Consider the following 15,276-nt stretch of genomic DNA (forward strand, 5'->3'; position numbering starts at 1 on the left):
CATAATTACCCCAAAGTTCTGGTGCTTGACGCGGTTAGGGATTAATGGGGCATAAATTTTTCCATTGAGCACAAAAAATTTTCAAATACAAAACTATCTTTTAATTTAACCTAAACCTCAATCATTACAAACGGCTGTTAGCAATAGTACTCATTCCTCTTTTAGTTCTTTGGCTTTTTTCAATAATCTTTCATACTCTTGTAAAAACTCTTCATCAGGAGTTATTTTATCAATTACAGGTTGTATTGTTTTTATAAAATTATCTAGTTCTTTTTCTCTTCTTGTGGGATCATATTGAAGAAAACTCCTAATCATTTCTATTCCTCCAGTCTTGTTTAAATCTTGTGATTTTTTAGTTGATATCATTTTAAGAGTAACTCTTAACCAAATTCCAAGTTCAAAACATAAAAGCTCAAAAGCTGTTAAATAAATTGCTTCATCGTTTTTGTCTACTTGTGAAATATCATCAGAAGCTTTTTTTAGAAAATAATCTCTTCTTTCTATTATTTCAAAGCACTTCACTAAAGAGTCAACATATAAAACATGTGCAAACTTGTTTCTAATTTCGGCAAAAAGTTGAAAATCTTTAGATATTTCTTTTGGAATAAATTTTAAATCAATTAGTAAGTTAATTTTAGCGTTGAAACTTAGAGCTATATTTTTATGCCCAAAAGATCTTGATTCATTTTTATCAACTTCTAATAACATAGAAAGTAACTGGGATATTAATTCTTCAAATCCAACAGCTCTTTCAATAACTTTAGCTCTTGTTGTCTCCATAATTTTTTAGTATTACTGCTAACGTCTTAGTTCTAAGAGAGATTTGCTGATTTTTACATTTTACACAAATTTTATAAGTATAAAAACATATTTAAATTCAACCTAATCCCAAATCTCTTGTAGCGAGTGTTGTGCGTTCGTTTTTTTATCTAAGATTTTCTTCCACTAAATCAAAATGTTTACAAAACATTTCAATATTGAATGGTCTTCCATGATGCCATTTCTCTAGAGTGTCTGAACAATATGCCTCCATATATTTACACGTTTTCGACATTTTTCGAATATTTTCCATATTTTCATTTCCATCAATTCCTTGATTATTTGACAAAGGATATTCAATTGTGAATTTTTCACCATGCTCTAACTTTATTGGAAAGTCTTTATCACTGTTAATTATTCCATGCTTAAAGTCGAAACCACAAAATTGAGAAGGAATCAAACGATGATTATAAGATTTAAAGAAATATCGATCAATATATGTTGAAGTTTTCGCACTATTAGTTATTGTTACAACTAAAAACCAACCACCACGTCTTTCATTTATTAATTGATTATTAGCGTTTCGTTTTACTCTGCTACTGATGTCAACATAAAGATTTCTTTTCAGTTCTTTACGTTCCATGTAGCGATAAGCTAACAATACTGTTGAAATCAAGGCTCCATATATTGCAATTAATGTTGTTGGATTTATGCTATTCATAAAGGTCTATTTTTTGGTATTTTTGGTAAAATTATGCATAGCTGCACATAGACGAAAAAAACCTTATACGTCCAAATATCGGTAGATTCGTGAAGGTTTAGTTTCGTTTATATTATCAAATATATTCTTTTTTTCTTACAAATCATCAAAAGGGCTTTTTATGAGTTTAAAGCTTTTTGTATCACTTGGTTTAAATTTCGGTAATCATTCTACTGTTACGTTCTAGCAATTCTTGAATGTCCCTTAATTGCGTTCAACTTTTTGAAAAATATGTAGTACGAATAGACAGCGTGACAAAAATGATGCTTTTCATTTTGTTGCTAATAATAATTTTTTGGATATGCCTTCTGCAAAATCTGCAATTGCCGTTAAAAGAATCGCATTATTTATTCAGTTATTACCCGTAACTAAAATTTTTCTCGAACTTATAAAAATTAGGAATTTTAAAAAATAAAAAAGTACAATTTCAAGGCAATATAGCTGCAGCAACCTCACTTGATAGAAATCCTTCTCTCCCCTTGCCGGCTATTATCTATCTATTCTTATGATTATATTTCAATGCTTCTGATTCGATTTCTTGTATTGTTTTCTTTTTCCATTTAGAGATCCATTCTAAAAGTTCATCTTCAAAAAAATACAACTTTTTACCATATTTATAGCAAGGAATTTTTCTCTGCCTAACAAGAGCATATATTGTAGACTTTGCTTTTCCTATTAACCGGCTTGCTTCTATAATATCAATGGGAATACTTTTTTCTTTAGATTCATATATCTGCACATTTTGAATCAAAGACTTAATTTCTGCAATTTCTTTCGCTAAGAATGATACCGCCTTAGGCAGGTGTTCAAAGGAGATATTATTTATGTCCATACCTATCGCTTTTAATTGTTATGGCACAAATGAAAAAAGTGTTTTTGCTGTGTCCCATTTCACAACAAAAACACTTGAAAAACACAGTATTTTTTAAAACTATTTCAATTTAAGGATGAGTAAAATTTTCTATAATCTTTATAAGTCCTTTCTGTTCATCATCTTTGAGATGCGTTTTAATGCTGATCTCTTCAACATCTTTTAAAGCGTCAGCAAAGGTCAGTTTTAAAAATTTTGCGGTTTTGTCCTGTCTGCTTACTTTAAAATAATTCCAAATATTCCAGCCAAAGTGGTACAAATCCAGATTGGACAGAACTTTTATTTTTACGGGTTTGATCTTTTGAAAATTTAAGTCTTCAGCATATATAATTAAATTTTCACTCAATTGTTTCAAATCATCATCCGAGACATACAGCGCGAACTCCTGCTGTGCATAATGGATGGCAGTATCAATTCTGGCTTGTTTCTGATTTTTGACTGCATTCTGCCTCTCCTCCCTAACCTGTTCAATATCTAAAGCTGAATCTTTATTTTCAGACAATCCTGTTTTAAATACAACATCCTTCCACTTCTCTTGTTCTTCATTTGGGATGTGGCTTTCAGGCGATTCTTTTTTTTCTGCCTTCAAAAAACGATTCAGCAATCTCTCAGCCAATTCGTTTAGAAATAAACTTAGAATTGCAAACATTAAAACTCCAAATCCAGTACTGATCCAAAAGAAAACGCCAGCCGTATATTCATCAGCCCCTTTTTCCAGAAGCACCATTCGCCCTATTATGCCGACAAAGACACACACCAAAAATACAGACAGGTAAACTGCAATATATTCGAAGTACTTTGTTTTCATAACTCTTTTTTCTTTAAAGATACCAGTTGTATTGCTTCTGATGCTTTATTTTTCTTCTCATCTACCACTTTTGCATAGATTTGAGTAGTTTTTACGTTGGTATGTCCCAGCATTTTACTTACCGTATAAATGTCTGTACCGCTGGATAACTGCAGTGTTGCAAATGTATGTCGGAAGCAGTGGAAGGTAATATTTTTTTTAATGCCTGCCGATAGAACCCATTTTTTCAGAGGGCGAGAAATCCACGACGGGTCTGGAAGATCTTCAAAAACAAGCTGCCCGGGAAGCCTCGGCTCTCCACATAGCTGGAGAGCCTGCTGGGAAATAGGCATATATTCCACACCCTTTGTCTTTTTCTGCGTAAAATGCAGTTTAGCCATCCCATCTTCTACAGCTATTTCTTTCCAGCGCAGCTTCTGAATGTCAGAATGCCTCAGACCTGTGAGGGCCGAGAAAAGCGCGGCTCTTTTGAGAACGTCTTTTTCACAATCAGTTGATGCCAGTGCATTTAATTCTTCAATAGTCAGATATTCACGTCTTGACTCCTCCTCTGGAATGCCTTTTATTTTTGAAGATAAATCAACTGTTAGATATCCGTCGATAAATGCCTGCTTTACAGCCGCTTTAAATATCGCAAAATAAGTTCCCGCAGTGTTACGGGAAATGGTTCCCTTTTTGCCTCCTCCCTGTGGCGCGCCCAGCAGAAACAGTTTAAAATCTTCAGCCATTCTGCTGTCAATCTGAGAAAAATTCAAGCTGCCATTTGAAAAGCTTTTTAAAAATTCTGCCAACCGCTCCCAATTGATGCGAATGGATTTTGAACTTCGGTTGTGCCTTTTAGCAGCAACAGCAGCAACATATTTAATAAAATCCTCTTTTCCTTTTTCTTTCTGTTCAGCCAACAGTTTATCAGCATCAGTATATAGATCAATATTATCGTATTCTTTCTGCCTTATTTTACGTACTCCGTCAGCATACAACATTATTGCACAGTCGCTTTCGCTTCTGCAGATTATAATTCCGTTATCGCTGCGTTTGGGTTTGTAGGACTTTGATCCCGCTGCATCTGTCCGGGCAGTCCTTTTCTTATCCCACTCCACTGTTGTTACGGTTCTGTTCAAATATTCACGGATTCTCTGGGGAGTTTTCCTTCCAGAAACCTCAACAGGATAGCTTTCTATGTAAACATACCATTCTTTTCGGTCATCTGCTTTTCGAAGACGCACGGTCACTTTGGTTTTTGCTAATTGTTTCATATAAAATCATTTCCGTTATACAAATTATCAATTTCGCTTTTTGGAGCATATACATGCTTTCCAATTTGTCTGGTCGGGATTGAATATTTTCTGATATGGCTGTAGACAGAACCTTCAGATATCTGAAATCTATGAGCTATTTCGCCGATAGAATAGCAGTCCTCTTTTTCAAGGCTGTATAATTTTTTCTTCAGTCTGCTTTCAGCCTGCGGCAGAGTACGTGCATGGCCGAACATCTCTTCCATAACTCTGCGGTCTATTCTTATAAGGCGGGATCCCAGATTAATTGAAGGAATTTTTCCCTGGTCTATAAGCCGATAAAGGGACTTATTGTTAATGCCAAAAAGCATGCCAGCTTCTGGAACAGAGATAAATGCCCTATTCTCGGGTATTTTATCCGTTAGCGCTTTAAGCTCCTCATCAATTTTAAGCCGTTTCATCTTCAGTTTGTATGCTTTTTTACTGCATACATGCGAGCAGTAAACAGAAGTGACGGTTTTAGGATTAAATTCCTCTCCGCAGTTAAGACATTGTTTGTTCGTTCTTTTCATCGTCTTTGTCGCCTCATTAAGGTATCATAAGGGTACATAAGTCCCACTTTGTCTCCTTCTAAGAGACAGGTACAAATATGGTACAAATATATGATAAAAAACGATTAAAAAAGAACAGAAACAATAAAGAACAAAAAAGAAAAAGCGCTGTAAACATTAAGTTTACAGCGCTTTAGCACTTATTGTTAACTGATGTTAATCAGTTATTATTTGACTTATTTAAAAACTTTGGTAAATGAATTATGCAAACCACAATCTTCGAACTAACTTACAAGAATGGAAAAATCGATTATACAGATCCACTTATGAGCAATTTGGATTTCAATTAAAATATATTATAAGCAATTTTGACACTAATCTTCAAATTCACGCATTGATAAATGACTCAATAAAAGAGTATGTTTTTTCACAGGAAGAATTTAATAGCAGAACTAGTTCATATCGATCTCCTGAACTAATTTTCGAAAATGAAACTCATCAGTCTGCATACTGTTATCAGTTTTTAAAATACTTTATTGAAAAAAGTGGAAATTACAATTTACATAATAATACATTTTTTAGAGGTCGTGATTTTGAAGAGACAAAAACTAAAATAATAGAAGAATATATTTCTCCTATTCTTTACTATTTACACGATAAACTTGAAAAGTTAAATTCAACTATCTACCTTCTAGAAAAATATAAAAAAAGAACAGAATGGTTTACGCAAAATAGCATTTTATCAGCTTACAAAACCGCAACAAAAAATTATGAACAAATACTTGAAGATGATTTAAGATTATTTCTATTTGATCAAGGTATTGATTATCCCTTTTCTACTCCGACATCTGCTTCGGGTCGCGCCGATGTAATTGGTGAAATTGAAACAGACGATCCTTTAATTATTGAAATTAAAATATTTGATAGAACCAAAAAATATGGTAAGGACCGAATTAAAGATGGTTTCTCTCAAATTATAAAATACACTAACGACTATAATAAAGATGTTGGTTTTTTGATAATATATAATATGGAGGACGTTGAAATTAATTTTAAGTTCTCTGAACCAACTAAAGTTTTTCCACCATCATTTCAATTCAATAATAAAACTTATTATTTTATTGTAATAAACTGTGGATTTACGAACTCTGCTAGTAAATCTGGCACAACTCAAGAAATTGAAATAACCGAATCTGAATTGACTAAAAAATAACTACCACAAACAATTTTACGACGGATTTGGGCAAGAGACTTACCGGAAAAATGGTTTTGTATTTGGATAATTTGGCAAATCCGAGGAATGGGGCTTGATGGCAGTGGCGCAGTTCAAAGATGGAAATAGGTAGCGTCCCCACCGTAGCCCCGATAGCAGTGGAAATCCTTTTTTGCCGAGGTTCGGCACAAAAGATTGAAACGGATAGCGGGAAAAAGCTCCAAAAAAAAATAATATTAAAACTAAAAATAATATAAGTCCTAGAATTCTGGTAAGCATTCCCAATACCGGGTTAACGGAGTACATGCAGAATTCTGCCCACTACTACATCAAAGAGAAAAACCTATAATATTCCTGACAGCAAAAGAAAGATTCGCTCAATGATCGAAATGCTATTTGGCGCTTTAGATCAGCAAAAATAAAATGACTCACTCCTACCGCCCTGATTACCTGATCGCTGTTTTATAATTGCAGATCCTTATTCTGTAAAAATATCGTAGCTATCCTCTTTACATTTGATAAAGGACAACCCGCAAAGTACAGAGAAGGGAAAAATACCGGCAGGCACACCGCATGGATGGAGATTTTTTGCAAAGACCTGAAAGGCCCGGCCTTGCTTTTGGTAAAGGACACGGACTACCTTTGCTCCTGAAATAAAAACAAAGCATACGGGGTATTTGATTACTAGAAAAGGGAAGCAATCGCGATACTGTGGATAAAAAGAATCAGGAAGTAAAAGCAGACAGCTTAAGGATGAATTACAAAAAGAATTATCAACTTAACTAATTGCAAAAAATTAAAAACACTTAATTTTCTCACCGGAAATCAAGTAAATATACTTGTTCCTTTATACAACATAATTGATATTTTTGAAAAATTATGCAGATAAGGATATGGTTTTCCGTAAAATAAATACAAATCATTTCGACACCTTTGTTCTAGGATTTATGTTACAGTTATAATTTTTCACATTGATAAAAACATTTTATAATTATGAGGCGATATAATATTGTTGATCATCAAATGATTTATAAAAACATAACTCTCATACACATTAATCCCACTAACAATGCATTGAACTTTAAAGAAGTTTTCGATTCACCTTCGGACTTAGAATGGACAAGTGCATTGAAAGAGATTATCTGCTGACCGGCTATAAGGGTCAGTGTAGAAAGACAAAAAAGAAATAAAAAACAATGAGCGAATTATTCAGAAAATATCATCTAGGCCATTTTATAGGGGAATACAGAAATAATCTTTTCGAGCGAATAGACAAATTGGAAATAACTGATAGCACTAATATTTCCGAACTTGCTGAAAGGCTAAAATCTGAATTCACCATTTTTCCAATTATTATAGGTGAGCCAAAACCCTCACAGCCAATAGAAACAACAAAAAAAATGTACAATCCTTGGGGACAATTGTATAACCAGAATGTTCTGGAGATTACGGTTACGATTCCATTTGAGGGAAACCATAAGTTATTTTACTGCATGCCTTCGCGATCCACGATAGTTTATCTTGAGGATAATGTTGTTATTGGCAATACTAATATCAAGGCAACAATCACGCTGACTCAGTTTGACGAGAAGGCTTACTTTTCAGAAGTAAACGAAATTATCAGCACTGTAAGCACAAACTTACCCGCAATACACGATGAAATTAAACCTTGGAATGACAGACTTGAAAATTTAATTCAGCAGGCCTTAGAAAGCAGAAAAGGAATTGTGTCAAAGAAGTTTGATTTTATGGAAAAAATTGGATTGAAAGTAAATCCAAATTCTACCGAATATTTAGTGCCGCCAACTATTACCAAAAAAGCAATTCCAACTCCAGTAACAGAAACAAGTAAAACAGTAGCAAAAGAAAAAGTTCCAATACTTCAAGAAGAAGTTTACATAGATATTAGAGAAGTTTTGTATAATGTCGGAAAAGCAATTGAACGAAAACCTTCATTATACAAGGATAAGTATGAAGAAGATTTGCGAGATATTTTCCTGCTGTTTCTTGAAACAAGATATGAAGCTGCTACAGGAGTTGGGGAAGCGTTCAATAAAAAAGGAAAGACAGACATCCTTCTAAAGTATGCAAAAGATGGAACTAATCTCTTTGTTGCGGAATGCAAGTATTGGAAAGGACAAAAAAAATTAACTGAAGGCATTGACCAATTATTAGGCTACTTGACACATAGAGACACTAAAACAGCATTGATATTTTTTGTCGACCAAAAAGAAATAACAAGTGTTGTGAGCACAATAAAAAGTGAAATCAGCTGCCACAAAAATTACAGCAGACATATCAAGAACACATACGAACATTCTATTAACTATGAATTTACTCTACCCGACGATAGCGACAAAAAAATTCAGGTTGAATTAATGCTTTTTCATTTTCCGAAAATTTAACGAATAAAAAACGGTATAAATTATTAATCGGCAATACTTAAAACAGTTATGCATACACTATTCGACCATATTGAACGTGATTTCCATGGATCATCTAATCACAATGAAAACAGTTATGATTATTATAATCGAAGTGCAAGAAAAGATATTACAATTATACGTGACTTACTGGAAAAATGGTTTTCATCATATCCAGAAAATGAAAAGTTTGAGCTTAAGAAAAGATTTCAAAAAGATTTTGATCCAGCTTTTTATGAGCTGTTCCTATATTCTTTATTTAAAAAATTAAACTTTGAGGTTGTAATTCATCCTGATCTTCCCAGCACAGATAAAAAACCCGACTTTCTGATTAAAAAAGATGAACTGGAGGTGTATATCGAAGCAAAAGTTGTAAATGATAAATCAGCCAATCAGCAGGCTTTCGAGAGGAAGATAAATGAGCTGTACGATCATTTAGACAAAATAATATGTCCTGGATTTCTTCTTCAAATAGATACACTGAATGTAAAAACTGCCAAACAGCCAAGTGCAAAAAAAATAATTGATCATATACAAACAGAAATTTCAAAATTCCATCCTGATAAAATAACTGAAGAAATTACAAAATACGGTTTTGAAGCAATACCTGAAATAGAGTATGAAAACGATGATATTCATATTATTGTAAAACCTGTGCCTGTTATTGAATCTGCTCGAGAAATTGAAAATAAAAGGGCAATCGGAATGTTTCCAATTGAAACATTCTGGGGCGGCAGCTCCGACGCTTTAAAATCTTCAATAAATAACAAAGCTAAACGCTATGGAAACTTAGACAAACCATTTATTGTCTGTATGAACATGCTGGCATCAAAAGGCTCAATGGATTGGGATGCTAAAACAGCAGTATGGGGTTCCCAGTCAATTTCCTGGTCATCAAATCCTGAAAACAGAAATATTAAATCAGGTTATGCATTAGATGGCGTATTTCTAACGAGCAAAGGTCCCAGATTGAAAAATCTTTCGGGAGTATTTGTAAGCAGGGTTTTCCCATCCAATATCCCAAACGCCGAGCATAGTTTTTTCGAACATCCGTTTACCGAGAATAAATTTGATTTATCAAAAATTGAATTATCAGCACAATTTACGAAAGACGGAAAGATTCAAACCAGGAAAGGAAAAAGTTTGAATGAAATCTTTCAGATTCCAGAAAACTGGCTTGAATAAATACTCTCCACAACGACTTTTTGGCGCAGAAGCAGGTTTGCTATCTTACACGGACATTTTTCCTTACGAAAAATTCTCTCTATAAAAAAAATCAGTCCAACGGATTCACTAATTCATCACGCCGAAGATTGCCAGAAGTAATACTTTGAAGACAGCCAAAATGAATGAGATTTTATATACAATTGCAAAAGACCCGGAAGGAAACCTTTTTACCGCACTGTCCGCTCAAAAAGGAACACAATATTATTGTGTGAACTGCAATAATATTTTGGTCCTCAAAAAAAGCGGAAAAACTGGCCCGCGCAGAAAACGTCCACATTTTGCTCATAAATCGCTAATGCCAAACTGCCAGCCTGAAACAGCTCTGCATTTTGGTTTTAAAACTTTAGCGGCAGAAAGATTAAACTTATATTTAGAAGCCGGCACTCCTTTTAGTTTTAACTGGCGCTGCGACTACTGCGGGGAAAAACATACCGGCAATTATACTAAGAAACTAAAATCGGTGAGATTAGAATATGATTTAAAACACTGCAAACCAGATATTGCACTGTTAGATGAAAATGATGCGGTATTTGCGGCAATTGAAATAGTAGTGACCAATAAGCCAAGTGAGCGTGTTTTGAACTACTATCTTGAAAACAAGATAATATTAATCCAGATAAACCTTAAATCGGATGACGATATTTATCTTGTGAAGGAGAAGCTCACTGAACCTGATCTGGTTAAATTCTGTCTGAACCCAAAATGCAATGTCTGCGGTAATTTCCAGAAAAAAATTGTTATGTCGATAATTGACGGGAAATGCTGGAACTGCTACAGCCCAATGAAAGCTGCCGTTATGAAGGATGGGGCAGATAAATTTTTATTCGGACCGGAAAAATTTAGTTCCTCCGAAATTACATACGCCAGAGAAAAAGGTGCAGCAATCAGTGAGTACCAGAGCAAAATTACAGGCGAGCAATATCAGGCGAACTTCTGCCCAAAGTGCGGCACATTTATAAGACGATTTTCTAAACTAAAAAATTATTTGTCGTATGCCAATGAAGGGGCACTGCCGATGCAGGATTTTCAAATCACATATAACTGCAGCTATTGCTGCGAAAAAAAAATATCAGACGATGACGATTGGACACAAATTCTAAAATGGCAATACTAACGATGACAAATACTACGACGATTTTACACAATTGGCTTAATACAAAGTGAATTTGGTATTTGTGGATATTTAGCAAATCCGAAGAATTATATTTACGCAAATTCTTTAAATCAAGTGTTTATACGCATAAATGAAATAAAACAGAATACTAAATTTGGATAATTCAAACTAAAAGTAAATTCTGAGAGACAGACCTGATACTGGATTTAAATTATGTTCGGATGATTGGAAAGCTATTGACAATAACTGAAGATATAAAAAGAGTATTATATGTTTCAATCTTCCTCATCACTTTGAAAAACCTTTGTAAAACAACTGAATTTAACTGTTATCTATTAACCACAAACATTTAAATATGAAAAACTTTACTTCTCTAATGTCACTTGTGTTTTTAATATTATCAAGTCCAGCTACATCACAAGTCGATTACAAATTAACAGGCGAGCTTCTTAAAGCAATAAAAGAACATAATGACGGATATGAGCAGCTGAACAAGCTATCTTCAATAATTAAAAAAATGGAAGAAACAGGTGAAAAACCCGAAACTGAACCAGATGACAACTGGCACGCTCTGGCTCAGAAATATAAAAATGCTGATGAAGACATAAAAGCGGCAAAACTTCCTACTGACTTTCCTGCCGATCGTTATAAAATTTCTTCAGAACAGTTCAATAACTGCTTTAGCAAGAGCTCAAATTTGGATATCCTTACCCGTTATCAAACTGAACTTTCAAATGCATCTGCTGTCGGCGAGCAGGAATTAAAGACAATAGAGACCGAGAAGGAAAAAATTAAGAGTTCCTTTGCCGCGCTAAATTATCTCATCGACGGTTATGCGCTATTCTCAACAGAGCCGATATATGGAAGCTTATTCACTTCAGATCTGTTCTCACTTCTCAATACCGTTAGACCTGCGCTGGGGGAGTACAGCGCTTCACTGAATAAGTACGAGAAAAAACTGCGAAAAGAGGTTGATGCCGCTAGGCTCCACAGCTCAAATCTGCAGAATAACATAAACACCCTCAGAGGCAGTTTCTGCTCCCTTGATGGTGTTTACAACGGCGAGGACAGACCAGCTGGAGCCAACTTTTCTTGGAAACATATGCTGAATTTAAAAAGAAGCGGCAGCTCTTACACCGGCAAATTTACAATGGTTAAGTCAAACGGCGCCAGCAAGAGAGAGTCTAATGTATCCGGTATCTCAATATCAGGGAATAATATAACATTCAATACATCATGGGGCAAGTATACAGGCAGAATATCTACAAATTTTTCAGATATTACTATTTTAAGAGATCCTTATGGTGCAAGCTATGTAATGTCAAAATAGGAAAGTAAGTTCGTTTCATGTATTGCGTGCTAACCCAAACATCAATAAGAATGTCAAATTTGGATTTAGGGCTGTATTGTCTTAACATGCGGGATTTACAGATTTTATAATCAAGCTATTGATTATAAATCCGGCTTTCACAAAAGCGTATTACTGAAACACGAAAAACTTATTTAGAGCAATGCTTTTCTGCATTTGGTTCCAATCACACTAAGTTTTTTTACAAAATAAGGCTAAGTCGAAATTAAACTGAAATCTTAATAATGAAAGAAAAAAGCGATATTGACAGAATAAGAAATTCAGGTGGACACACTACTGTCGGCTCCGAGCACGACGGCGCTATCATGGAAATGAAGAATATCGCAGGACGATTATTAGTCATAAAAGAAAGAGCAATATATGAAATTGTTACTGCAGACAGCATTGATCCGGAAAGGAAAAATGCTAATTTACCCCCTATGATTCAAAAGATCATAATTGACCGGGGTACAGAGTCGGAAATCGTTTCACGCACGCTTTTAACAGCAATCGGTCTTTTTAAACCTGAATACATTATGGCAGCTGTTGACTGTAATATTATCATCAGCCTAATGATTGACATGCTCTCGGAAATTTACATTCTTGAAAAAGAAATTTCAGAATATCAGCAAAGCGAAAACGATGCGTCAGCAGAGTACGAAATACGAAAACAAGAAAAAGCGCCATACAAACTGCCATCGATTGTGAATCTGGAATCAAGATGCAAAACAATATTTCAAAAAGCCGATCATGTAGAGCAGCTTCTCATTGACATTATTACTCGAGTTTATCCTGAGTTAAAGTTAACTAAACAGTCTCACTTTCCTAATCTTTATCTAGAAATAAAAAAGCTTTACGGGGAGAATGACGGCTTTGTAAAACTGCTAGAAACTGCGTCTGGCTTCATGCAGATTTTACGAGAATTAAGGAACGGATTTGATCATCGATTAGACCATACAAAAGCTATTGATTACCAATTGCAGGTGAATGGGGATATTATTGCCCCAACCATTGAGTTAAACCATAAAAAGGTATAATTAGATAGAACTTCGCTAAGTGAATTCTTAAGTCTTGTGATTGATAATTTAATTTATGTAGTAGAAATGACACTAGTCTATCTAGCATCGAAAAACCTTAGAAATACCGCAATTCCAAACTACGTTAAAAAAATTCCGGCTGAAAAAAGACAAAACAAATTTGTGAGTTTTAGTATTTGGTCGCCTATCGGAGAAGGAGGCTACTTCTCACAATAGGCTGCCTCAACAGCTTTTGCAAAGAATTTTGGTAACCGGCTAATAGAAAAAACGGTTTTGTATTGGGGATGATTTCTTCGCGTGTTCGGTATAACTTGGGGAGAAGATCTAGAGATTCGGCTAAATCCATTCCCAAACCCGCTGACATTAAATGCAGACTTAAAAAAAAATATAAAAAAATAAATATAGGATATTGGAGTGATGTGCACATCGCAATGGGAGAACGTGAAGATGAAGCGCATCTTGCACCGAAATTAGGTATTAACTATACGGAGCTATGCCAGCTTGATTACACTATAGAAACAAATGAAAGTGATGAAGGCTTATTATACAACTATAGAATAGTTTTCAATCACAGCAATCCTCATTCAATACTGCAGAAAGTAAAAGGCCTGGATAAGGACTTAACTGTTTATTTGGAACCTTGGGAATTTGATGACAGGTACGATTATGACGTTGAATTCGAAGCAATAACAGAAAATAATGATTATTCTAAAAATTTCTATGATGAAATTGAAAACTTAGAATCATTACTGACATTAGAAGTTCCAAACTTAAAATTGCAAGATATTCTTTATCGCCAAATATTCATATCCATTATTGGCACTCTTGAGACCTATCTTGCCAGTTCTTTCATAAACCGAACTTTCGATTCTAATGAAAACCTTAAGAGATTTATATGCTCTCATCCAGAATTTAAAAACCAAAAATTTGAAATAAGAGAGATATTTGACAAATATGACGAAATAGAAAATATTGCACAAAAAGTTATGCTGGATACCATCTATCATAATTTACCGATAGTCCGAAATATGTATAGAGATACATTTAAGATAAATTTTCCTGACTTTTCAGAAATTTATAAGTCTGTCCTTACTCGTCATGATTTAGTTCATAGAAACGGATTTACAAAAGGAGGCAATAAATTTGAAATTAAAAAGGATGATATTAATCAGTTAATGAATAATGTTAAAAGTTTTGTTAGAAAGTTAGTAACAGAACTTGAAGAATAAAGTACAAAGCTAAAAGCCGTTATAAACAATATTACAATTAATCTATAAAATAAAACTTATGAGGCATGAATCATTTCAAGTGGATGGCTTCTTAATCACGGTTAGTTATCATGACAGCAAATCCGAATTGCTATTTGAAGCAAAAAGCAAAGGAACTCCTTTAATCGGAACTTATTCTGTTATCAAACATCAACCGCACAGCCAACCAGGAGAATACCATTTACACGTATATGACGGACAAGACCAGATATTTGCAATTAACAAAAGTGGGAAAGCGCATGATGGATATCATGGAGTTAGAATTCCCAACAAAGTTTATCAAGAGTTAACCAAAAAATATAAAGGCTGGGTTTTCCCTCCTGACCAAATCATTGAATCATTGAATTACACCTACCTGCTAAATCCGATTATTGATTTAGATTATATGCAAATACTTAATGAGATCACTTTTATAGAGCGGGAAATTAATTTCTTTGAACGTGTTCAATCTATAAATGAAGCCGCTGGCTTAATAAATGCTGTAGAACAAAATGAGTTATTGCTCAAAAGATTTAAAGATTTGTTTATTGCTTCAGTGAAGAGGTTACAATAATGCTGGTCAATATTTGTGTGACGGGATTGAGCTTTTATGCTGAGTTTACTATGGTCATCAATTGGTAAAATTATGCATAATCAAAAAATTCGAATCTTTACTCCCCAAC

General features: G+C 34.2%; 14 protein-coding genes. 8 read left to right on the plus strand and 6 right to left on the minus strand.

Going from position 1 to position 15,276, the window contains the following annotated elements; all coding sequences use genetic code 11:
• Positions 1–150: 150 nt before the first annotated feature.
• The 6 genes from FJOH_RS18565 to FJOH_RS18590 form a co-directional block, all read right to left on the minus strand.
• A complete protein-coding gene (locus tag FJOH_RS18565; RefSeq protein ID WP_012025569.1) occupies positions 151–780 on the minus strand; it encodes a hypothetical protein in 630 nt (209 codons plus the stop codon).
• A gap of 145 nt (positions 781–925) precedes the next feature.
• Complete coding sequence (locus FJOH_RS18570) at positions 926–1,480, minus strand: hypothetical protein (protein ID WP_012025570.1); 555 nt, start codon at positions 1,478–1,480, stop codon at positions 926–928.
• Positions 1,481–2,012: 532 nt separating this feature from the next.
• Positions 2,013–2,351 carry a helix-turn-helix domain-containing protein gene (locus FJOH_RS18575; RefSeq protein ID WP_012025571.1) on the minus strand — a complete coding sequence of 113 codons (339 nt, stop codon included), beginning with the start codon at positions 2,349–2,351 and terminating at the stop codon, positions 2,013–2,015.
• A 109-nt stretch (positions 2,352–2,460) separates the two neighbouring features.
• On the minus strand, positions 2,461–3,198 hold the full coding sequence (locus tag FJOH_RS18580; protein ID WP_012025572.1) for a hypothetical protein: 738 nt from the start codon (positions 3,196–3,198) through the stop codon (positions 2,461–2,463).
• The gene (locus FJOH_RS18585; RefSeq protein ID WP_012025573.1) at positions 3,195–4,454 is read right to left on the minus strand and encodes a site-specific integrase; all 1,260 of its coding nucleotides are present in this window, start codon (positions 4,452–4,454) and stop codon (positions 3,195–3,197) included. Before FJOH_RS18585 ends, FJOH_RS18580 begins: the two co-directional genes overlap by 4 nt.
• A complete protein-coding gene (locus FJOH_RS18590; protein ID WP_012025574.1) occupies positions 4,451–5,005 on the minus strand; it encodes a helix-turn-helix domain-containing protein in 555 nt (184 codons plus the stop codon). The genes FJOH_RS18585 and FJOH_RS18590 overlap by 4 nt, the downstream gene beginning before the upstream one ends.
• 235 nt (positions 5,006–5,240) lie before the next feature.
• Between FJOH_RS18590 and FJOH_RS18595 the strand changes: the two genes are divergently transcribed.
• The 8 genes from FJOH_RS18595 to FJOH_RS18630 all read left to right on the plus strand — a co-directional run bounded on the left by FJOH_RS18595 (position 5,241) and on the right by FJOH_RS18630 (position 15,167).
• Positions 5,241–6,197, plus strand: coding sequence for a hypothetical protein (locus FJOH_RS18595; RefSeq protein ID WP_012025575.1), 957 nt, complete (start codon positions 5,241–5,243; stop codon positions 6,195–6,197).
• 1,196 nt (positions 6,198–7,393) lie between these two features.
• Complete coding sequence (locus tag FJOH_RS18600; RefSeq protein ID WP_012025576.1) at positions 7,394–8,602, plus strand: hypothetical protein; 1,209 nt, start codon at positions 7,394–7,396, stop codon at positions 8,600–8,602.
• Positions 8,603–8,650: 48 nt separating this feature from the next.
• The gene (locus tag FJOH_RS18605; protein WP_012025577.1) at positions 8,651–9,805 is read left to right on the plus strand and encodes a hypothetical protein; all 1,155 of its coding nucleotides are present in this window, start codon (positions 8,651–8,653) and stop codon (positions 9,803–9,805) included.
• A gap of 160 nt (positions 9,806–9,965) precedes the next feature.
• Positions 9,966–10,961, plus strand: coding sequence for a competence protein CoiA family protein (locus tag FJOH_RS18610; RefSeq protein WP_012025578.1), 996 nt, complete (start codon positions 9,966–9,968; stop codon positions 10,959–10,961).
• Between the two features lie 355 nt (positions 10,962–11,316).
• Positions 11,317–12,291 carry a hypothetical protein gene (locus FJOH_RS18615; protein WP_012025579.1) on the plus strand — a complete coding sequence of 325 codons (975 nt, stop codon included), beginning with the start codon at positions 11,317–11,319 and terminating at the stop codon, positions 12,289–12,291.
• Between the two features lie 263 nt (positions 12,292–12,554).
• Positions 12,555–13,346, plus strand: coding sequence for a hypothetical protein (locus FJOH_RS18620; RefSeq protein WP_012025580.1), 792 nt, complete (start codon positions 12,555–12,557; stop codon positions 13,344–13,346).
• A gap of 284 nt (positions 13,347–13,630) precedes the next feature.
• Positions 13,631–14,575: a hypothetical protein gene (locus tag FJOH_RS18625; RefSeq protein ID WP_012025581.1), complete on the plus strand. Its 945-nt coding sequence runs from the start codon at positions 13,631–13,633 to the stop codon at positions 14,573–14,575.
• A gap of 58 nt (positions 14,576–14,633) precedes the next feature.
• Positions 14,634–15,167: a hypothetical protein gene (locus FJOH_RS18630; RefSeq protein ID WP_012025582.1), complete on the plus strand. Its 534-nt coding sequence runs from the start codon at positions 14,634–14,636 to the stop codon at positions 15,165–15,167.
• Positions 15,168–15,276 lie beyond the last annotated feature (109 nt).

Source organism: Flavobacterium johnsoniae UW101 (genome assembly GCF_000016645.1).
In the GTDB taxonomy this organism is placed as follows: Bacteria; Bacteroidota; Bacteroidia; order Flavobacteriales; family Flavobacteriaceae; genus Flavobacterium; species Flavobacterium johnsoniae.